Consider the following 20,365-nt stretch of genomic DNA (forward strand, 5'->3'; position numbering starts at 1 on the left):
ATCAAATGATCACAGAAAGCATCAGATCTCTTTTCAATAGAGATTTATACAAATTGAAGACAGAGATAGAAAGCTATCAAAAAGAAGAGAACCTTTGGAAAATTGATAAAAGTATTGCCAACTCAGCTGGTAACCTTTGCCTTCATTTAGTAGGAAATATCAATCATTTTATAGGAGCACAACTAGGGAATACCGGATATATAAGACATCGAGAGCAGGAATTCTCCTTAAAAGATATTCCAAAAGCTGAACTTATCGAAAAAATTGAAGCCACAATCACTATGATAGACATGGTTTTGCCTCAACTACCAGAAGAAGATCTTAAAAAAGAATATCCTCTTGTTGTCTTTGAAAACCCTATGACAACAGATTATTTTCTTATTCACCTAGTTGCTCATCTGGATTATCATTTAGGACAAATTAATTATCACAGAAGATTATTGGATATGTAATCACGATCAAACTACCCCGTCTTTTTGCTGCGTAAAAATCCACCCCCTTCAAAGAAGGGGAATTTTGCTTAGTATAACGTCAGGATTTTTTACTTCTCAAACATCATTTTGGTAATAAAGTCCTTCTCCCCTTTTCCTCTTGCCGGAGAATATTCTCTACCATAGAAAATGATCTGAAGGTGAAGTTTGTTCCATACTTCTTCGGGAAATAGTTTCTTGGCATCTTTTTCTGTTTCTACCACATTTTTACCGGAAGTAAGTTTCCATTGGGTCATCAGGCGATGAATATGAGTATCTACCGGGAATGCCTGAAAACCAAACCCCTGGCTCATCACTACGGAAGCCGTTTTATGCCCTACGCCCGGAAGCGCTTCTAATTCTTCATATGTCTGAGGAACAATACCATTATGTCTTTCCAGTAAAAGCTCGGCCATTCTCTTTAGGTTCTTGGCCTTTGTATTAGACAGTCCGATTTCTTTAATCAATTCTTTGATCTGAAATTCTTCCAGTTTTGCCATTCTTTGCGGGGTTCCGGCTACCTCAAAAAGGTTTGGAGTTACTTCATTTACTTTTTTATCAGTTGTTTGTGCAGATAAAGCAACGGCAACCATCAAAGTATAAGGATCGGTATGATCCAAAGGAATAGGTGTGGTAGGATATAATTTATCCAGTTCTATCTGAACGAGCTCAGCTCTTTGCTTTTTTGTCATTTTACCCTTAAATTTGAACAAAATTAAATCATTATGTTGAAAGTTGGAGATAAATTACCTCAATTTGAAGGAACCAATCAGGATGGAGAAGCAATCTCTTCATCAAAATTAATCGGAAAAAAACTTGTTGTTTTCTTTTATCCTCAGGCGAGTACTCCAACATGCACCGTTGAAGCTTGCAATCTGAGTGATAATTATTCTAAACTTGAAGCAGCAGGATATCAACTGCTAGGAGTGAGTGGCGATTCTGTAAAAAAGCAGAAAAACTTTCATAGCAAATTCGCCTTTCCTTATGATCTTATCGCTGATGAAAGCCATGATATTCTTGAAAAATTCGGAGTTTGGCAAGAGAAAAAGACGTTTGGTAAAACGTATATGGGAATTGTAAGAACCACTTTTATTTTTGATGAAAATGGGGTATGCACAAGAGTTATTGAAAAAGTAACCTCAAAAACAGCTGCTGAACAGATCTTAGAAGGATAGTTTTTAATGCTAAATACAAAGAAAAAATCCACAAGTCTACTTGTGGATTTTTTGTACTATAATGTTTGATTTTATTCCGTTTCGTAATAATTAAGCTCTTCTGTTTCACCAGGAAGGGTAACATATTTTTTAAACGTCAGTCCTAGTTTTTCTATTAATTTTTGTGAAGAAAGATTATCTTTCGAAATGATTGCTGATATTTTCGACAACCCAAAATCGTCCATTCCGATTGATTTCACCTTCAGAGCAGCTTCATAAGCATAGCCCTTCCCTTCAAATTCTTCCAATAGAGAATATCCGATATCTACTACATCAAGACCTTCTCTTTCAAAGATTCCCACGGCTCCTATTTTTCATTACTATCCTTCGTTACTAAAAGATAGTTTCCATATCCAAGCCTTTCAATCTGTGGAGCAAATCTGTTCAGGATATAGTTTTCAGCATCTTCAGTACTATTTACATTTCGGTTGCCGATATATTGAACAAATTTAGGCCTGTTATAAAGTTCAAAAATAAAATCTTTGTCTTCACCAGACATGGGGCGAAGTATTAATCGCTCAGTTTCATAGGTATTATCTGCGCTTGGATGTTTTTGTAGGCTCATCTTTCTTTGGTTCTTCTTTTTTTTCGACTTTTAAAAGTCTTGGGTTATTAGCACATTTTTTATTGTAAAGCTCAATATAAGTTCCATTATCCTTTACATTTGTTACAATACCAGTCTTTTTATTAACCGTTAAAGTATAATGTGTTTTCTGATAAGGGCATTCCTGTGAAGTTAATTTTCCAAGATCCAGGTAGTAATTCGATTGATCTTCATGATAATTTCCTGCAAGATCTTTGAATTCTTCATCAATCATATAACCGTCAGCAGCCAATAGTATAGCAGCTTCCTGAGCATTATCAATCTTTCCTACAAACCTCTTTAAAGCTTCTGTATCAAGAATATAATTAATTTTCCCACCAGAAGAATATGCTATATAATAAAAGCTATCTTCATTAGGAAAGAGATTAAATCCGGAAAACTGGGGAGTATAACTCATTTTTCCACCGGAGACTTTGATCTCCTCTCCTTTTCCATAGGTATTGTATACCAAAGTCCAGGAATCTACCTTATCGTCAGGTTCGATTCGCTGTAATATATTAGGAATACTTGAAAATTTTTTCTTTTCCTGAGCATATCCTAAAACTGTAAAAAGTAAAAGTACGAACGTTGTGAATCTAAGTGTAAATTTAATCATAGCCTAAAATAAGCATAAAAGATACCAAATACTACATAAACTTGTCTCCTTTCTTGAAACTTTTCAGATCCAGGACATAGTCTTTAATCAGCTGGTCATTGTCTCTAGGACAGATAAGAAGAGCCTTATCGGTATCTACCACAATATAATTTTCTAGACCATCAATAATGACTGCTTTGTTATTATTTTTTAATCGGATAATATTGCCTTTTGAATTATAAGAAAGTAAATGCTTTAATTTTACAGCATTTCCATTCTTATCTTTTTCTGTATTTTCATAAACGGAAGTCCATGTTCCGAGGTCACTCCACCCCAAATCAGATGGAATTACGTATACATTTTTAGCTTTTTCTAAAATTCCGTTGTCAATCGAAATTTTCTGTACTTTTGGATAAATCGTTTCTATACAGCTGTTTTCTTTTGCCGAATTATACTCACATGCCATAAAATGCTGTGTCATTTCGGGAAGATACATTTCAAATGCGTGGTGAATACTTTTTATATTCCAGATAAAAATCCCTGCATTCCAAAGGAAATCCCCGCTATCTAAGAAGCTTTGTGCAATCTCAAGAATCGGTTTTTCCGTAAATGTTTTTACTTTGAAGTATTCTGAATTTTTCTTTTCTACAAATTGAATATATCCGTAGCCAGTATCAGGTCTTGTAGGAGTTATACCCAATGTCACCAGATAATCATTCTTAGAAGCAAGATCAAATGCTAACAGTACCTTTTCCAAAAACACATCTTCTTTCAGGATCAGGTGATCTGCCGGAAGAACAATCATGGTAGCATTCGGATTGATTTCAGCAATTTTATTCGCCATGTAAAGATTACATGCCGCTGTATTTTTCATCAAAGGTTCACCCACAATATTTTCTTCAGGAATCTCCGGAAGTTGTTGGTGAGAAAGAGCTACATACTCTTTATTGGTGATGACGAATATATGTTCTTTAGGAATTACCTTACTGATTCTATCATAAGTTTGCTGAATCATGGTACGGCCTGTTCCTAAAATATCCTGAAATTGTTTGGGAAATTTCTGCGTGCTCATAGGCCAGAATCGGCTACCGATCCCTCCCGCCATTATCACGCAGTATCTATCTGATTTTAACATTCTTAGCTACATTTTTCTACTCTCGCTAAAGGTTTGAAAGAATACTTCCTCCCAGTAGCCAGGTTCTTACAAAGATAGTTCTTTTTAATCAGACCTTCTAATAAATACTTTTCGTTGCGATATATAAAAAACTCTCCCTTTTGAAGTTGTTCAATAAAATGAAGGCTATCATCTTGTTTTTCAGTATGAAAATACCTCACTAAATCAGGGCTCGCCATAAAATTTGCCTTTGGTGATTTTGAAAATTTCACAATGATAGGCTTCAGCTCTTCGTCATAGATTTCCAGACTTTCAAGCAGCATATTTCTAAAGGTTACTTTCCATTCATTACCATGAGGAGAGATTTTTCTTCCATATTTTTCAAAAGCAATCAGATGTGCCAGCTCATGAGTAAGCACAAAGAAAAAAAGTTGTGGGGTAAGCGTAGAGTTTACCGTAATTTCATGAGAGTTGTCCGGAAGCTTTCTATAATCTCCCAGTTTAGAATTTCTGTTTCTTGTAACTTTTATATGAATATAATAGTCGGAAAACCAAATTCTTAAGTATTTAATTGTATTTTGTGGTAAATATTTTTCTAACGATTGGATAGACATTTTACAAACTTAGTGGAATTCCCGCATAGAAATTCAATAATTTAAGACTGAAAAGATAATTATATTTCGCCTGAGCAACAGATCCCTGTGCATTTGCATAATTATTCCTCGCAACATTCACGTCATAAATCGTTGTTTTTCCTGCAGCATAGCTTTTATCTGCAAAATCAAGAGCTAATTTGGAACTCTTTTCTGCTTCTACCGCTGCCAGATACGACTCATGATTTGCATCTGCATCAAACTGAGCTTTTTGTATATTTTGTCTTACCGTCTGCTTCTGTTGTTCAAGAGTAATCTTACTAGCACTTTCATTTAATTTAGATTGCTCAACTTGTAGTTTTGTTTTTCCTTTATTGAAAATAGGGATATTAAGTGATACACCTACGTTTTGTCCAAACTGATCTTTATATTGTTGAAAAAAACCAGGCTGACTACTCGCTACAGGGCCACCGTTAAGTATGTTATTATAGAACGTAGAAAGACCTGCACTCGCTGATAAAGTAGGCCAGAATGCTGTTTTGCTTACTTCAGTTTGTGCTTCAGCTGACTTTATTCTGCTTTCAGCTGCTTTTATCTGAGGCTGTATATCATAAGCTGTTGCCAACACCTGGTCAACACTTACCAATTGTGAATCTAATACATCAGGAACATCCACATTTTCCACATCAAAATCTTTATAATCCGTAAGCTGTAAAAGCTGAGCAATAGCAAACAATGCTCTTCCTACATTTACTTCCGCTGTTTTAAGATTTTGCTTTTCTCTAGCTAGTGCAGCTTCAGCTTCGGCTAAAACAGTTTGGGCAGTAGTTCCGACCTGAGTCGTTATCTTTGCTCTGTCATATTGTTTTTTAGCATTCTCTACAGCACTTTGAGAAATCTTAACAATTTCTTTATTCAATAAGGCTGTTAAATACTGTTGTGCAATTTGTACAGAAATATCATTTTTAATAGTTTCAATATCATATTGGCTCGCCTCTACATCAAACTGAAGTTTTCTTACATTCTTTTCGAGCCTTCCATTATTATAGATTAAAACATCTGCACTTACTCCTATACTATTATTAAATCTATCATTCCTGAAACTTCCTGCTCCAAGAGAAGCCTGTCCGAAACTCACGCCGTTCATAAAACTCCCCGATACAGATGGCAGATATTCTTTCTTGGCTGCTTTAAGATTATAATCCTGATTCTGTTTATTATATTGATTTTGGATAACCTGAAGATTATGTTCCACCGCATAGCTTACACATTCTTTTAAGGACCATTTCTTCTGAGCACTTAAACCCAGATAGCCTAATCCAAAAACGATGATCCAAACTTTTTTCATATTATGTAGATGTTTATTTGTTTTTAATGGTCATATGCAATCGTGTCGTCTTCATCAGTATTATAACTTGTAAATCACAGCGATTTCATATTAAGATTTTTCCCTATTAGACGAAGTAAATATAAAAAAGTTACAGATTAAAAAAAATAGTTTCATTTTCATAAAACTTTTGAGAATTTTGTACCATGACAAATGAACAATATCAGGAAGCAATCGACTGGCTTTTCGTACAAATGCCCAACTATCAAACAGACGGGCAAAAGGCATATAAACCGGGACTTGACAACATTACCAAGCTATGTGCATATTTTGGAAATCCTCAGGAAAAAATACAATGCATTCATATTGGCGGTACCAATGGAAAAGGATCTTCAAGCAATATGCTGGCATCTGTACTTCAGGAAGCCGGGTATAAAGTAGGATTATACAATTCTCCCCATCTTATCGATTTTACAGAACGTATTAAGGTAAATGGTAAAAACTGTAATAAGGAATTTGTCTTTGATTTTATTCAAAAGCTTAAAAATATTCCGGAAGATATCCGACCGTCATTCTTTGAGTTTACAACCATCATGGCTTTTGAATATTTTTATCAGCAACAGGTAGACTATGCCCTTATTGAAGTTGGATTAGGGGGAAGATTGGATTCTACGAATATTATACAGCCTCTGGTTTCTGCAATTACCAATGTTCAGCTTGATCATCAGAATATATTAGGTGATACTATTGAAGAAATTGCTGGAGAAAAAGCAGGTATCATTAAAAAGAACACTCCCATCATTTCAGGCGATGAGAATGATACAGTAAGAGCAATCATTAAAGAAAAAGCCATTAAAGAAGATGCTCCTTTTATAGATGCTACTCTACTTCATTCGAATCTTAGCTCGGATCTGAAAGGAAATTATCAGCAAAAAAACATTCGTGTAGTGCTGGGTATCGTTGAAGAACTGAGAAAACTACAGGTAAAGATTACAGATAAGGCTCTGGAGACAGGATTACTGAATGTCCATCAGAATACAGGGTTCATTGGCCGTTGGTTTGAATTTTCAAAAGATCCGCTTACCATTTGTGATACGGGACATAATCAGGCAGGTTTGGAATATGTTTTTTCACAATTAAACTCTATAGACAGACATAAACATATCATTTTGGGGTTTGTGAATGATAAAAAAATAGATGAAGTGATGAATTTGCTCCCTGAAAATTCTGAGTTTTATTTTGCCAAACCCTCCATCAACAGGGGAAGACATCCCGAAGATTACGAAAACTTACTTCAAGAGGCGAAAATTTTTTATAAAATTTTCAATTCCGTTCAAGAAGCGTATCTCGCTGCAAAAGAACGATGTACAAACGATGAAATGATTTTTATTGGCGGAAGTAACTTTATTGTTGGAGATTTTTTAGAAAAAAATTTAGAGTTTAAAGAATAAGTTGTATATTTGCACCACTCTAAACGAGAAAACAACAAAAAAGTCTAGAGGGTTCTTAGCTCAGTTGGTTCAGAGCATCTGGTTTACACCCAGAGGGTCGGGGGTTCGAATCCCTCAGGACCCACAGAAAAGGAAACGAAACCTTTCAAAAAAATTCGGGTTCTTAGCTCAGTTGGTTCAGAGCATCTGGTTTACACCCAGAGGGTCGGGGGTTCGAATCCCTCAGGACCCACAGAAAGGAAACGAAACCTTTCAAAAAAATTCGGGCTCTTAGCTCAGTTGGTTCAGAGCATCTGGTTTACACCCAGAGGGTCGGGGGTTCGAATCCCTCAGGGCCCACAAAAAACTCTCAGATTTCTGAGAGTTTTTTTATTTATATCACGTTTCTGTTATAATCCGATACAAACGGGATAAAGTTTATTTCATCTTCCTCAAAAGAATTCCAAGCTTATACATATCCAGATAACGGAGACTCACATCCCCCTTCGAAAGCTTCTTTCTTATACTTCCCTCCCCTATATTGAATAAAAGCCCTAAAACAGCCTTAAAAGGAGTCTTTTTAAGCTCATTATACACCCTTACAAGTTTAACCTCTGATAGTTTTGAATTCAAAGTCTCATCTTTAAGCATATTGGATAAGCTTTCCACAGACTCTTCTACTTTACCCAGATAAACACTATTATTTTCCAGATCATTATTAAGAATCGGATTATCAATATGATCAATTTTAATATGCTCTGCCTTTAGATCCATCGCAAAAAGTAGATCTTCATATCCATATTTCTGAAACTCGGGATTAAACCCTACTTTACCCAACGTCTCTTTTCGAATCACAAAATTATTGGTCTGAAAGCTTAAATACGGTTTTTCTTTACGTAGTTCTACAGGAAGATTTTCTCTTTCAACAGCAAATTTCCATCTTAAGTAATGATTCAGGTCTAATGCAGAATCCAGCACTTCCCGACCTCCATACATAACTTGTGTTCCTGAGTACTTCTGTATAAATTGTATGTATTTACTTAAGAAGTTCTTCCTTACGATTTTCCCATCGCAGTCAAGAAATAAAAGGTATTCTCCTGTAGAATATTGCAAAAAAAGATTTCGGATCCTGGAACGGCCGATATTATTTTCAAGAAACATAAAATGAGGAGTAACATTTTGAAGTTCCTTGTTCATCTGTTTATACTTTTCTTGCGAAGCATCATCTATCAATATAATTTCGGCATCAATTCTTTGGTTATCAATTTCTTTTTTTAAATCAAAAACCAATTCACGGACATCGAAATTATAGACAGGAATACAGATTGAAAGTTTCATTTGCTCAGATTTTCTCCATAACCTTTTGAATACTGAACTCTTCAAGACATGCCCAGTCTCCCCTATAGCATTCTTTATCTCCAAAAACAGAACATGGTCTGCAGGAAAGATCTTTCACCTGCACTACATCTTCTTCACTTTGGCCAAATCCTAAAAATCCGGCATAAGGATGTGTTGCACACCATATAGAAACGCATCGGGTTCCTACAAGGCTCGCCAAATGCATATTCGCAGAATCCATGGAGATCATTACTTCAAGTTCCGAGATCTTCTGAAGTTCTTCCGTAAGACTTAATTTTCCGGAGAGACTTTGGGTATTCGGAATCTGACTTTCCCAGGCCTCAAGGGTTTCAGTTTCCTTTTTTCCGCCTCCAAAGAAATATACAGTATGTTTCTGGGCCAAAAGTCTGGCCAATTCAAATGACTTTTCCAGTGGAAGCATTTTTCCTTTATGTTGGGCAAAAGGAGCAAATCCAATGCCTGATTTATGATCAGTAATTGGTCTAAGCTTTTGAGAAAGTTCTACTTTAAAACCCATTGCCCGAAAAACATCCGCATATCGTTCAACCGTTTTTTTCAATTGAACTTTATCCAGATTCCAGACATCGGTAAGATGTTCTTTCTCTTCCTTCCCTTTATCTATTTTAAAAACCTTTAAGCCTTTTCTCCTATAGATCCTGTCCAGAACCTTAGTTCTGATCACATCATGAAGATTGGCAATATAATCAGGTTTAAATTCTTTAATCAATTCGTTCCCTAATCGGCTCAATCCAAAGAATCCTTTATAATCATCTACATTAATTCCTTTAAATATTACATTAGGAATACCCGCAAACAAAGCTTCAAAGTTTTTTCTGGAAACCATGATAATCTCCACATTGGGATTTTGCTCTAAAAATTCCCTAAAAACAGGAACAGTCATGGCAACATCTCCAAATGCAGAAAAACGATATGCTAAAATTCTGGTCACGATTATGATTTCAGCTGGTAAGCAACTGCGTAAAATTTGATTTGTTTTGTCATAGCCATCAAACCATTCGCTCTGGATGGTGAAAGAAATTCCTGCAACCCAATCTCTGCAATGAATTCAAAGTCGGAATCTAAAATTTCCTGGGTAGAATGTCCACTATAAATGCTCACCAAAAGAGAAACAATACCTTTTGGCAAAATCCCGTCTGAGTCTGCATTAAAGAAAAGTTTACCATCTTTAAATTCAGCATCTATCCAAACTTTACTTTGGCAGCCTTTGATCAGGTTATCATCTGTTTTCTTATCTTCAGGAAGCCCTTTCAGCTCTTTTCCAAGGTCAATGATGTACTCATACTTCTGCTCCCAATCCTCAAGAAAAGCAAATTCGTCAATTATTTCCTGCTGTTTTTCCTTAATGGTCATTTTAAATCAAATTTCTTTGTGCAAAGATAGTAAATTATGCTTTAGGCTTAAAGCGATACACAATAAGCTAATGTCAGAAATATTATATAATAGAACTGTCTATTGCTTAAAGCCTAATGAATTAGAAGCTTTTTGAAAAACCTGCAATAGCTTTATTTCTTCATTTTCCCAACAAAGTGCTTGAGATGCTTTTTCTAACTCTGGTTGATAGCTCATTCTTCCTTTTTCTAAAACTTTTTTTACAGCATCAGCAATATTCTCAGGATGATGGTCTTTAATGATCTCACCAACATCGAACTGATTTTTAATATTCTGAAGTTCAGGAAGATTTGACAGAATTAAAGGAACTCTCGCCTGAATACAATCTAACACTTTATTAGGTAAAGAATACAGGTAACTATCGCCTCCATTTTCTTCAATGCTCATTCCACAATCGGCAGTTACTGTAATTTTTCTTAAATCTTCAGGCTTCAGTTTTCCCAGAAACAGAACTTTATGCTGAAGTTTTTCCTTCGCCACCAATTCTTCATATTCTTTTTTTCTGGGACCATCTCCTGCTATTTTCAATAGGACATTATCCAGATGATGCATGGAAAAAATCACTTTATCAATTCCTCTAAAAGGATTAATCGCACCTTGATATAAAACTATTTTAGGATTATTTTGTGGAATAGTAATGGTAAAGTCTAACCTTCGGGGGGCATTTTGAACCACATCCGGGTTGACACCATACTTTTTATGAAACCATTTTGCATAACTTCCACTTGCCGTAATCATCCATGTTAACTCCGGAATGACAGTCTTTTCGACATAACGCCACAGTTTTTGTGACATTTTGCCCTGAACAGCAGGCATTTCCGAAAAAATCTCATGACTGTCAAAAACCAATGGAATATTTAATTTTTTGGCGATAAGATAGTTGGGGTACAACGCATCGATATCGTTGGCATGAAGAATTGTATTTTGATCTGCCTTTTTTTTGAGTTCATGATACAGTTTCCAGTTAAATTCAAAGTAAGCCGTTTTCAGACTTTTTGAACCCAGGTGAATTCTTGAAAAAGAATAAGGACGCTGCATTTCTTCTGCTCCGTTCCAGTCATTTCCTATCAGCTCAATCTCATAGCCATTTTCATATAAAGTCTGGCATACTTTCTCAATACGCTGGTCTGTATACAAATTACTGAAGGCTGATGTGATTATTTTTTTTTTCATTATGCTTTTTTTCCAAGCAGTAAATGATAGATTTGAATAAAGCAGATGAGTCCATTCGGGATAATAACCGGCCATAATGGTCCGCTATAGAAACCATAGATGACAAAACAGGCACACCCGATCATGTTAACAATTCTGATTTTTCTTACATCTTTCAGTATGAAACTCAATACGATAAAAACTGAGGCTGAGTATCCGACGTAAGTAATAATTTCAGGATTCATTGGGAAATTTTAAAGATCACAAACTTAATCATTTTCAATAAGATAATAAAATTTTTTCTGCCATAAAGTCATTTATTGATTTTTGGTAAAATATTTGTAATTTAGATAATGAATAAAAGGTAATGTTGCCTTTGTTCTAATGAGATATATTATGGATTATAAGTTTTCACAAGGTTTGAGCCAGGTGTTCAAACAAAGCAAAAGCGAAGCTAAAAGGCTGAAAAGTGAATTTCTTAATACAGAACATCTACTTTTAGGTATTATAAAAACGGAAAACTCTGCTAAAGAAATCCTTCAAAACCTCAATGCGGATTTAACACAAATCAGAAGAAAAATTGAAACTCTAAATACAGCAAGTCTTAATCCTATTTCTGAGGAGGTTACCAATATTTCTTTCACCAAAATGGCAGATCATGCTATTAACGTGCGGAGTTAGAATGCCGACAATACAAAAGCAATGAAATTAATACCGTTCACCTGCTTTTAGGTATTCTATATAAATATGAGGATCCTACTTCAAATATTTTGGGAGCTTATGACATCGACTATGAAGGTGTTTCAAGAGAGTACCAGACTATGCTTAAAAATTCCGGGCAGTCACCACAAATGAGTGCTTATGATGATGATGATGAAAGAGAGGAATTCGAGCAAATGAGAAAGCCTACAGGAAACTTAGGCTCAGCAAAAAGCAAAACCCCTACATTGGACAACTTTGGTAGAGATTTAACGTCTTTGGCCAGAGATGGAAAATTAGACCCTGTAATTGGTCGTGAAAAAGAAATTGAGAGAGTCTCTCAGATCTTATCCCGTAGAAAGAAAAACAACCCTCTTCTTATTGGAGAGCCGGGAGTTGGTAAATCTGCGATTGCTGAAGGGTTGGCTTTAAGAATTCAACAGAAAAAAGTATCCCGAGTTCTTTACGGAAAACGAGTGATCACTTTGGATTTGGCAAGTTTAGTAGCCGGAACTAAATACCGTGGTCAGTTTGAAGAAAGAATGAAGGCCATCATGACTGAGTTGGAGAAAAACAGAGATGTCATCCTATTCATTGATGAGCTTCACACTATTGTAGGTGCAGGAAGTTCTACAGGAAGTCTAGATGCATCCAATATGTTTAAACCTGCCTTGGCAAGAGGTGAAATTCAATGCATTGGAGCAACTACTCTGGACGAATACCGTCAGTATATTGAAAAAGATGGAGCTCTAGAAAGAAGATTCCAGAAAGTAATGGTGGAACCTACTTCTATTGAGGAAACCATTCAGATTTTGAACCAGATTAAGGATAAGTATGAAGAGCATCACAACGTAATTTATACTCCTGAAGCTATTAATGCGTGTGTCAATTTGACATCAAGATATATTACAGACCGATTTTTACCGGACAAAGCGATTGATGCGATGGACGAAGCAGGGTCAAGAGTGTATATCAAGAACATGAAAGTTCCTACTGAAATCATTGATTTTGAAAAGAAAATCGAAGATATCAAAGAGCTGAAACAAAAGGCTGTAAAAGCTCAGGATTATCTTGAGGCAAGAAAGCTTAAAGATGAAGAAGAACGTCTTCAGATGGAATTGAATGCAGCTCAGGAAAAATGGGATAAAGATGTTAAAGAGAAAAAAGAAACCGTAAGTGAAGAAAATGTAGCGGAAGTGGTTTCTATGATGAGTGGAGTTCCTGTAACGAAAGTAGGTAAAAATGAGCTTGATAAATTGGCTCAGATGGATGAAAAACTGAACGGAAAAGTAATCGGTCAGGAAGACGCTGTGAAAAAAGTAGTGAAAGCTATTCAAAGAAACAGAGCTGGTCTTAAAGATCCTAACCGTCCAATCGGTACATTTATCTTCCTTGGAACAACCGGGGTTGGTAAAACCGAGCTTGCAAAAGTAATGGCTAGAGAACTTTTTGAATCTGATGAGTCTCTTATCCGTATCGACATGAGTGAATACATGGAGAAATTTGCGGTTTCAAGATTGGTTGGTGCGCCTCCGGGATACGTTGGATACGAAGAAGGTGGTCAATTAACTGAAGCTGTAAGAAGAAAACCTTATGCTGTGGTTCTTCTGGATGAGATTGAAAAAGCTCACCCGGATGTATTCAACATTCTGTTACAGATCCTTGATGAAGGACATGTTACAGATAGTTTAGGAAGAAAAATCGACTTCAGAAATACGATCATTATCCTTACTTCCAATATCGGAACAAGAGATCTTAAAGATTTCGGAGATGGTGTAGGATTTGGTACTTCGGCTAAGAAAACTACTTCAGACTCAAGAGCAAGAAGTACAATCGAAAATGCACTTAAAAAGGCGTTTGCTCCGGAATTCTTAAACAGAATTGATGATATTGTAATCTTCAACTCTCTTGTACAGGATGATATCAAGAAAATCATTGATATTGAACTGAACAAACTGTATGGCAGACTTGAAAAATTAGGTTATAAAGTAGAATTAACTGAAGAAGCGAAAAACTTTATTTCTGAAAAAGGATGGGATAAAGACTTTGGTGCAAGACCATTGAAGAGAGCGATCCAGAAATACATTGAGGATTTATTGGCAGAAATGCTTGTGAATAAACAACTGAATGAAGGAGAAACTGTAATTCTTGAGCTTAACGAAGCAAAAGACGGGTTAGTAGGAGGAAAAACTTCAAAGCCTAAGAAATCAGCGGCTGAAAAATCTTCACCTCAATCTTAAATAAATAATTTAATTTCAATAGAAAAGCACCGGGATTTTCCTGGTGCTTTTTGCTTTTATAGGTTTTGGCTAAAGTGCATTCCTATTGAATTTATATTGTGAAGTTTAAATGATCTGCGTGATCCGGAAAATCTGCAAGATAATATTTACACACAGTAATTTTTGTTGGAAAACGCCAAGGCGCAAAAGGTCTTTATGTGCAGTGCGTTTTAAGGCGCAAGGATTTTATCTTCGATAAAATGGAATACTGCTGAGCTTTTCAATATATATAATATAATGGTTAGAGGCCTACTACAAATCCGATATTCGGGACTAAGCCGTTTGAAAAGACACTGGAATGTTCTTTCCAAAGTACATTATACATCAACCCAATCTGCATGAAAGAATTATTTCCGATTCTCTGCATATATCCTCCTCCAAGGTATAATGCATTTTCTTCTCTGTTGTACTTATAATCGTAGTATTTATCATTATAATTGATGAAATAATGCTGGAAATTGGCACTTAAATAAAATGATCGTGCAATATAATAATTAGTAAACGGTCCTATTCCAAACATCGTGGATCTATAATAATCTGAGGTTTGCCAAGATACACTTCCCACCGCCCCTGCTTCCAGATCTTCAGTAAGACGATACCCTACTCTTGGAGAAGCCTGCAGGTAAAGAGCTGTTGCTTCCAAATCCAAGGCCGATCCCACCACCAAACGTCCATTTATTGTTTTCCTGTACTGGAGTGCCTATTGAAACCTGGGAAAATACAGATCCTGAAACCATCAGCATCATGGAAATAATAAACTTTTTCATATCTAAATATTTTATTTTGTTCTAAGGTATACATAATCACATTTTCATCTGTGCTTATCATTCAAAAACTTTATTAATCGTGTTTTATATTAATATCGTTTTTATCAATGTTTAAAATTATGGTTTTTTTACGAATTTATTTAGTTGTATTTTTGCCGGGTCAAACTAAGAACTCCCGTTAAGAGTTTCGTAAAATTGAAATACAATGAAAGTAGTAGTAGGCCTCTCCGGAGGTGTAGATTCAAGTGTTACAGCACATTTGCTACAACAGCAAGGTCATGAAGTAGTGGCTTTGTTTATGAGAAACTGGAATGATGCTTCGGTAACATTAGAAGATGAATGTCCATGGATTGAGGACAGCAATGATGCCCTTATGGTGGCTCAAAAACTTGGAATTCCTTTCCAGGTAATTGATATGAGTGAACTTTATAAGGAACGTATCGTTGATTATATGTTCGATGAATATCAGAAAGGAAGAACTCCGAATCCTGATGTTTTGTGTAACAGAGAGGTAAAATTCGATGTTTTTATGAAGACCGCAATGTCTTTAGGTGCTGATAAGGTGGCTACAGGACATTATGCAAGAGTAGATTCTACTGTTGATGAAAACGGAAAAGAAATCTTCCACCTTTTGGCAGGAAAGGATAATAATAAGGATCAGTCTTATTTCCTTTGCCAGCTAAGCCAGGATCAATTGTCAAAAGCTTTATTCCCTATCGGTGAACTTACCAAACCTCAGGTGAGGGAGATTGCTAAGGAAATTGGATTAGTAACTGCTGATAAAAAAGATTCTCAGGGATTATGTTTTATCGGAAAGGTAAGTCTTCCTCAGTTTTTGCAACAGCAATTGAAGCCAAATGAAGGAGAAATTGTAGAGATTTTCAAAGATTCCCCTTTGTTTGCTGAAGAAACTCCTGAATTTTCTAATAAAGAAGAAGAACTTAGCTTCTTATCCAGAAAGATCAATTATAAAAAAGCGGACGGAAAAGTAATTGGAAAGCATCAGGGTGCTCAATTTTTCACGATCGGACAAAGCAGAGGATTGGGAATTGGTGGCCATAAAGAAAGTTGTTTTATCGTTTCCAGAGACATGGAAAACAATATTATTTTTGTGGGAGAAGGAAGTCATTTTCCAGGCCTTTACAAGAAAGCTTTAAAAATAGATAATTCTGAACTTCACTGGGTTCGTGAGGATATGAAACTTCAAAACGGAGAATCTATGGAGGTAATGGCCAGATTCAGATACAGACAATCTCTACAAAAAGCAACTCTATATCAGTTTGAAAACGATTTTTATGTTGAGTTTGAAGAACCTCAATCTGCTATTGCTGAAGGACAGTTTGCTTCATGGTATATTGATGAAGAACTGATTGGAAGCGGTGTAATTTCTTAATCCAAAGTATAGAATCAGACAAAATTAATAGCAATATTTAATGATATAAAGCCCGAAGCATTTTTGTTTCGGGTTTGTTTTGAAATTAAATTATTTTTTAAACTCGTTCCCGGCCTTAGAGGCTATTAGCAAGAACATTACAATCAGTTCCAGAATTAAGATCATCATTAAGAATCCTATTGGTTTTCCCAACATAATTCCCCGGATCAGTTTAACAACTCCTAAACCGCCAATAAGCATCAAAAAATAAAAGGTGGCCTGTGAAACGGTTTCTCCAAATGATTTTAAAATAAGAACTGAGAGGTAGAATCCAAAAACCAGAATCAAATAGAATTTTAAAAAATCCGGCCCTTTTAATGCAATTGGATTGAATGTTTGACATTCAATAACAAGCCATGTAAAACTTATTGCAACAGGTATAGAATGAATGATTAGCTTTTTCATGATTCTTTTTATTATTATTTTTTATCCACCACAACCACCGCAGCCTCCACATCCACCACCGCAGCCTCCGCCACAGCTACTTCCCCCACTACAACTGCTTCCTCCGCGGCAACTACTATTTCCCCCACTATCTGACCCGGAATTTCCTTCATTTTTAACTTTAATCTCTTTAATGAAAGCTACGATCGCTCCAAAAATGATAATTCCTGCAAAGGAAAGGAAGATAGAACCCATAGTAATTATCACTTCTCCAAGGCAGGAACTCAACATTAAGATTAAAATCAGGAATGGAATCCATTTCCATATTTGTGACTTGCTTTTTATATTTTCAGAAGGCTTCTCTTGTATCCAGATTTCCTCAGGGGCTTCAGACTGGAAAATATCTTTATAATTGTTCAAGGTTTCTGTAAACCAATTCTGATGTTTAACCTTTTCATTACTTCCTCCCTTTGAAGGATGATGATGCAGGGATCTTTTTAAAATATTCGGACAAAACTCTTCCCAGTAATTCTGCGTATAAATCAAATGCATATGCCATACTTTATCTACAATTTCACTTGGAGAAGCTCCTTTGGGAAGAATACAGCAGAGATAGACAAATTTTTTATACTCTTCGATGGCTTTTCTGGTAAAGTCCAGACTCCAATTTTCTTCTTTTGCCAGTTTTTTCGAAAAAGGAAAATCAGCATCAGAAGCATCCAGTGAGAATCCCTGAATTCTGCTCCAAAGGGACTCATCTTTTAATAACATTTTTGTTTCCATTGTTTTTTCTTTTGTTTTTCTACTCAAATATCAATGGATTTTAAAATATAAAAGTCTTTCAAAAATCTTATTTAGTTTGATAAAAATCTTAAATTAGTCTTACAAAATCACACTATGAAAAAGGAAGACATATTGCATCTTGAGAAGCTGATGAATTTCTTAAGTCAGCATTTTTTAAAGAAAAATCATTGGGAAGATGTTACCAAAACCGAATGGTCTTACATCTGTGCTGAACTTAATGAGCTTATCGTCCAGGAACATTCGGAAAAAGAAATAAAGAAGGATCCTGATCTTCTGGGAACTAACTATCTCTACGAACATCTGATCATCAATAAACTAAAAAAATTCAGTCAGAATGAAAATGCGGTTTTAAGTCGACCCAATCTTGCCAAATTAAGCCAGATCGTCAAAGTATTAGGGTATTCAAATTATATTGATTTTATCAATTCCAATACGGAAGCCTTTAACTTTAATGATCTTAAGATTGACATGAATAATGTGAAGCAGAATACGGCTCTTCTGGATCGTCTCGTAGGCTGTTGGTATTCCTATAACAGAAATCTTCCGGAGAATCCTACTCAGGCAAAGGAAGACCGGATCTGGCGCTCTGCCATGGAAATCTATAAGTCTGAAACCACCGGAGAATATTTATAGAAAGAAGCGGCGGGGATCACCATAAGTACTTCGGTAAGGTAACCGCTTATTCTGATTACGTTTTTATCATTATGAACAGTAATACTTTTATCCGACAAAGGCATTTTATATCAAGGATAAAAGACAGTAAGGAAAAACTGAAAAATCCGGATTATAAACTTCATGAGCTTCATTTCATCAGCACTTGTATCAGTTTCAATCAGGAACCTATTGCTCTCTTTGAGATTTTCCGTAAGGCTGACCGAAAAAATTTCATTTCTGATTCTATCAGCCTGCCCATCGACAGTGATGAGATTCCGGAAACGATTCTTAAACAGCTTGAAGATACTGAATCCAACAGGATTGATTATAGGTAAGTGAGTGCAGATACGAGATGCTAGGTTCAGGATATTAAGTGTGAGAAATAAAGAGTGAGGATAGTGAGAAGGTATTTTTATTTTTTTTAAAATTTTTCTGTAACGTATTTTAAATGACGATACTTACTGAGTAAATAACAATAAAAAATATCATTATGAAAACTTCAACCACCAACAATCAGTATGTATTTGCAAACAATGTTTTGATCTTCATCGTATCTCTTCTTTTAGGATATAATATTTATCAGGAGATCTATCACCCGGAAAAATCAGAACTTTTTATCAGTATCATTCTGGTAGCACTTACTTCAGTGATGGTTCAGAAATACGGAACCAAAACTGATGAAAAAAATAAAATATAAATATCTATTTACCATATCTGCCCGGAACATTCCTGTTTCGGGTTTATTTTTATTGATCTTATGCCTGGAATACTTTTAGTCTTTAAAAATCAACACTTTACCGCAATATTTTCATAATTTAAGTGTTCTAAATATGAACTCTCAATGCTATTGCTATGGAATATTATGAATTGTATGAAGTTTTGAAAAGCCATTTTGATTCCGGAAGAGGCATTGTGGAAATCAAAGATTTGAATGTTACCATTGAATCTGTTCCTTTTGAATCCAAGGTTTCGGATGTGTTGTATGGTTCTGATAATCTGGATTGTCCCAAACATCATCACCCTTTGAAAATTAATGAAAATGCCTATCTGCTCTATGATCAGCCTTCAATAGATATCAAAGATTTTGATATTGAATGCAATAAAAAGTTTGAATACCATATTCTCAAAAGAGCTGACGTAAAAACTGCTGATGGCTGTATTATTTTTTTCCATGGACTGAATGAAAAGAAATGGGATAAGTATCTTCCATGGGCCTATGAATTGGCTCAGAAAACTCGTAAAGCAGTTATGTTGTTTCCGATTGCCTTTCATATGGATCGTGCTGAAGCGGTGTGGAGTGATCGTCACCAAATGACAGAAATTGTCAAGTTCAGAAAGGAAAAATATCCTGAGAACACTCATTTTTCTTATGTAAATGCTGCCACAAGTTCCAGATTGGAGGCTCATCCGCAACGAATTTTCTGGTCAGGATTACAAACCTATTCAGATATTATTGAAGTTGTAAAGGAAATTAAAGGCCATACAATTAAAAGCATTGCTCCAGATGCAAAACTGGATCTATTTGGATATTCCATTGGTTCTTTTCTTTCCATGATCATTAAAATGGCAGATCCGTATGGCTTTTTTGCCCAATCTAAAGTTTTTTGCTTTTGTGGAGGTATGACTATTGACCGTATGTTCCCAATTTCAAAATATATCATGGATTCCCAGGCTACGATTAAAATGCAGTCTGTCTTTACAGAATTACTGAGTTCTGATTTTAAGTTTGATCATAGATTGAAACATTATCAGGATGATGAGCTTCACCCGCAGGAAAGCTGGTTCAAAAAAATGCTCCGATATAATTATTTCCAAAGGGAAAGAGAGGAACGAATTCAAGATATTCATTCTCAGATAAAGGCTTATGTTTTAGAAAAAGATAATGTAGCTCCTCCCATAGAAGCCTTAAATACGCTGCAGGGCGGATATAGAAACATCAATGTAGAGGTTGAGATACAGGATTTCCCTTTTGAGTATTCTCATATGGTTCCATTTCCATTGACGCATAAGCACAAGACTGAAATAACAGAAGCCTTTCATCAGTTTACAAAATCTGCCAGTGATTTTTATTCCTGATCATCATGAGAAAATAGAGAGAA

Annotated in this window: 24 protein-coding genes, 3 tRNA genes and 1 pseudogene; 12 read left to right on the forward strand and 16 right to left on the reverse strand. The window is 35.5% G+C overall.

Annotation, left to right across the window (positions count from 1 at the left end; genetic code table 11):
- Positions 1 to 5 precede the first annotated feature (5 nt).
- Positions 6 to 452: a DinB family protein gene (locus tag QWZ06_RS26430; RefSeq protein WP_290302127.1), complete on the forward strand. Its 447-nt coding sequence runs from the start codon at positions 6 to 8 to the stop codon at positions 450 to 452.
- A gap of 89 nt (positions 453 to 541) precedes the next feature.
- Here the strand turns inward: QWZ06_RS26430 and QWZ06_RS26435 are convergent, their stop codons facing one another.
- Positions 542 to 1,162 (reverse strand): endonuclease III domain-containing protein, encoded by a 621-nt coding sequence (locus tag QWZ06_RS26435; RefSeq protein ID WP_290302128.1) that lies wholly within the window; start codon positions 1,160 to 1,162, stop codon positions 542 to 544.
- Positions 1,163 to 1,195: 33 nt separating this feature from the next.
- Between QWZ06_RS26435 and bcp the strand changes: the two genes are divergently transcribed.
- Positions 1,196 to 1,645, forward strand: coding sequence for a thioredoxin-dependent thiol peroxidase (gene bcp / locus QWZ06_RS26440; RefSeq protein WP_290302129.1), 450 nt, complete (start codon positions 1,196 to 1,198; stop codon positions 1,643 to 1,645).
- A gap of 71 nt (positions 1,646 to 1,716) precedes the next feature.
- On the opposite strand, the gene QWZ06_RS26445 is transcribed toward bcp, so the two are convergent.
- The 6 genes from QWZ06_RS26445 to QWZ06_RS26470 are packed head-to-tail and all read right to left on the reverse strand — an operon-like array spanning position 1,717 to position 5,917.
- The gene (locus QWZ06_RS26445) at positions 1,717 to 1,986 is read right to left on the reverse strand and encodes a GNAT family N-acetyltransferase (protein ID WP_290302130.1); all 270 of its coding nucleotides are present in this window, start codon (positions 1,984 to 1,986) and stop codon (positions 1,717 to 1,719) included.
- Positions 1,987 to 1,991: 5 nt separating this feature from the next.
- Positions 1,992 to 2,249, reverse strand: coding sequence for a GNAT family N-acetyltransferase (locus tag QWZ06_RS26450; RefSeq protein WP_290302132.1), 258 nt, complete (start codon positions 2,247 to 2,249; stop codon positions 1,992 to 1,994).
- Positions 2,218 to 2,883 (reverse strand): hypothetical protein, encoded by a 666-nt coding sequence (locus tag QWZ06_RS26455; protein ID WP_290302133.1) that lies wholly within the window; start codon positions 2,881 to 2,883, stop codon positions 2,218 to 2,220. Before QWZ06_RS26455 ends, QWZ06_RS26450 begins: the two co-directional genes overlap by 32 nt.
- Positions 2,884 to 2,914: 31 nt before the next feature.
- Entirely contained in the window at positions 2,915 to 3,997 is a 1,083-nt protein-coding gene (locus QWZ06_RS26460; RefSeq protein WP_290302135.1) for a mannose-1-phosphate guanylyltransferase, read from the reverse strand.
- A 2-nt stretch (positions 3,998 to 3,999) separates the two neighbouring features.
- The gene (locus tag QWZ06_RS26465; protein WP_290302137.1) at positions 4,000 to 4,590 is read right to left on the reverse strand and encodes a SprT-like domain-containing protein; all 591 of its coding nucleotides are present in this window, start codon (positions 4,588 to 4,590) and stop codon (positions 4,000 to 4,002) included.
- A gap of 1 nt (position 4,591) precedes the next feature.
- Positions 4,592 to 5,917 (reverse strand): TolC family protein, encoded by a 1,326-nt coding sequence (locus tag QWZ06_RS26470; RefSeq protein ID WP_290302138.1) that lies wholly within the window; start codon positions 5,915 to 5,917, stop codon positions 4,592 to 4,594.
- A 185-nt stretch (positions 5,918 to 6,102) separates the two neighbouring features.
- Here QWZ06_RS26470 and QWZ06_RS26475 point away from each other — a divergent pair, with 185 nt between their 5' ends.
- The 4 genes from QWZ06_RS26475 (at position 6,103) to QWZ06_RS26490 (ending at position 7,686) form a co-directional block, all read left to right on the forward strand.
- Positions 6,103 to 7,347, forward strand: a complete 1,245-nt coding sequence (locus QWZ06_RS26475) for a bifunctional folylpolyglutamate synthase/dihydrofolate synthase (RefSeq protein ID WP_290302139.1) — start codon at positions 6,103 to 6,105, stop codon at positions 7,345 to 7,347.
- Between the two features lie 49 nt (positions 7,348 to 7,396).
- Positions 7,397 to 7,471, forward strand: a tRNA-Val gene (locus tag QWZ06_RS26480).
- 33 nt (positions 7,472 to 7,504) lie between these two features.
- Positions 7,505 to 7,579 (forward strand) — tRNA-Val (locus QWZ06_RS26485).
- A gap of 32 nt (positions 7,580 to 7,611) precedes the next feature.
- A tRNA-Val gene (locus QWZ06_RS26490) sits at positions 7,612 to 7,686 on the forward strand.
- Between the two features lie 78 nt (positions 7,687 to 7,764).
- On the opposite strand, the gene QWZ06_RS26495 is transcribed toward QWZ06_RS26490, so the two are convergent.
- The 5 genes from QWZ06_RS26495 to QWZ06_RS26515 form a co-directional block, all read right to left on the reverse strand.
- A complete protein-coding gene (locus tag QWZ06_RS26495; RefSeq protein WP_290302140.1) occupies positions 7,765 to 8,664 on the reverse strand; it encodes a glycosyltransferase family 2 protein in 900 nt (299 codons plus the stop codon).
- Between the two features lie 4 nt (positions 8,665 to 8,668).
- On the reverse strand, positions 8,669 to 9,634 hold the full coding sequence (locus QWZ06_RS26500) for a glycosyltransferase family 9 protein (protein WP_290302141.1): 966 nt from the start codon (positions 9,632 to 9,634) through the stop codon (positions 8,669 to 8,671).
- 2 nt (positions 9,635 to 9,636) lie between these two features.
- Entirely contained in the window at positions 9,637 to 10,056 is a 420-nt protein-coding gene (locus QWZ06_RS26505) for a SufE family protein (RefSeq protein ID WP_290302142.1), read from the reverse strand.
- A gap of 99 nt (positions 10,057 to 10,155) precedes the next feature.
- On the reverse strand, positions 10,156 to 11,268 hold the full coding sequence (locus QWZ06_RS26510) for a glycosyltransferase (protein ID WP_290302143.1): 1,113 nt from the start codon (positions 11,266 to 11,268) through the stop codon (positions 10,156 to 10,158).
- On the reverse strand, positions 11,268 to 11,492 hold the full coding sequence (locus QWZ06_RS26515; protein WP_290302144.1) for a uroporphyrinogen decarboxylase: 225 nt from the start codon (positions 11,490 to 11,492) through the stop codon (positions 11,268 to 11,270). Before QWZ06_RS26515 ends, QWZ06_RS26510 begins: the two co-directional genes overlap by 1 nt.
- 151 nt (positions 11,493 to 11,643) lie before the next feature.
- Here QWZ06_RS26515 and QWZ06_RS26520 point away from each other — a divergent pair.
- A pseudogene (locus tag QWZ06_RS26520) lies at positions 11,644 to 14,186 on the forward strand (ATP-dependent Clp protease ATP-binding subunit).
- A gap of 280 nt (positions 14,187 to 14,466) precedes the next feature.
- Here QWZ06_RS26520 and QWZ06_RS26525 read toward each other — a convergent pair.
- Positions 14,467 to 14,889: a hypothetical protein gene (locus QWZ06_RS26525; RefSeq protein ID WP_290302146.1), complete on the reverse strand. Its 423-nt coding sequence runs from the start codon at positions 14,887 to 14,889 to the stop codon at positions 14,467 to 14,469.
- Positions 14,810 to 14,992: a hypothetical protein gene (locus QWZ06_RS26530; RefSeq protein WP_290302148.1), complete on the reverse strand. Its 183-nt coding sequence runs from the start codon at positions 14,990 to 14,992 to the stop codon at positions 14,810 to 14,812. The genes QWZ06_RS26525 and QWZ06_RS26530 overlap by 80 nt, the downstream gene beginning before the upstream one ends.
- Before the next feature lie 205 nt (positions 14,993 to 15,197).
- Between QWZ06_RS26530 and mnmA the strand changes: the two genes are divergently transcribed.
- Positions 15,198 to 16,385 carry a tRNA 2-thiouridine(34) synthase MnmA gene (mnmA, locus tag QWZ06_RS26535; protein WP_290302149.1) on the forward strand — a complete coding sequence of 396 codons (1,188 nt, stop codon included), beginning with the start codon at positions 15,198 to 15,200 and terminating at the stop codon, positions 16,383 to 16,385.
- Between the two features lie 90 nt (positions 16,386 to 16,475).
- Here the strand turns inward: mnmA and QWZ06_RS26540 are convergent, their stop codons facing one another.
- The gene (locus tag QWZ06_RS26540) at positions 16,476 to 16,829 is read right to left on the reverse strand and encodes a DUF2207 domain-containing protein (RefSeq protein WP_290302150.1); all 354 of its coding nucleotides are present in this window, start codon (positions 16,827 to 16,829) and stop codon (positions 16,476 to 16,478) included.
- Positions 16,830 to 16,850: 21 nt separating this feature from the next.
- A complete protein-coding gene (locus QWZ06_RS26545; RefSeq protein ID WP_290302151.1) occupies positions 16,851 to 17,591 on the reverse strand; it encodes a glycine-rich domain-containing protein in 741 nt (246 codons plus the stop codon).
- A gap of 114 nt (positions 17,592 to 17,705) precedes the next feature.
- Here QWZ06_RS26545 and QWZ06_RS26550 point away from each other — a divergent pair, with 114 nt between their 5' ends.
- The 4 genes from QWZ06_RS26550 (at position 17,706) to QWZ06_RS26565 (ending at position 20,342) form a co-directional block, all read left to right on the forward strand.
- A complete protein-coding gene (locus tag QWZ06_RS26550) occupies positions 17,706 to 18,245 on the forward strand; it encodes a hypothetical protein (protein ID WP_290302152.1) in 540 nt (179 codons plus the stop codon).
- Between the two features lie 71 nt (positions 18,246 to 18,316).
- Positions 18,317 to 18,601: a hypothetical protein gene (locus QWZ06_RS26555; protein ID WP_290302153.1), complete on the forward strand. Its 285-nt coding sequence runs from the start codon at positions 18,317 to 18,319 to the stop codon at positions 18,599 to 18,601.
- 155 nt (positions 18,602 to 18,756) lie between these two features.
- Positions 18,757 to 18,963, forward strand: coding sequence for a hypothetical protein (locus QWZ06_RS26560; RefSeq protein WP_290302154.1), 207 nt, complete (start codon positions 18,757 to 18,759; stop codon positions 18,961 to 18,963).
- Between the two features lie 155 nt (positions 18,964 to 19,118).
- Positions 19,119 to 20,342, forward strand: coding sequence for a DUF6051 family protein (locus tag QWZ06_RS26565; protein ID WP_290302155.1), 1,224 nt, complete (start codon positions 19,119 to 19,121; stop codon positions 20,340 to 20,342).
- Positions 20,343 to 20,365: the final 23 nt, after the last annotated feature.

This window comes from Chryseobacterium tructae (genome assembly GCF_030409875.1).
Taxonomy (GTDB): domain Bacteria; phylum Bacteroidota; class Bacteroidia; order Flavobacteriales; family Weeksellaceae; genus Chryseobacterium; species Chryseobacterium tructae.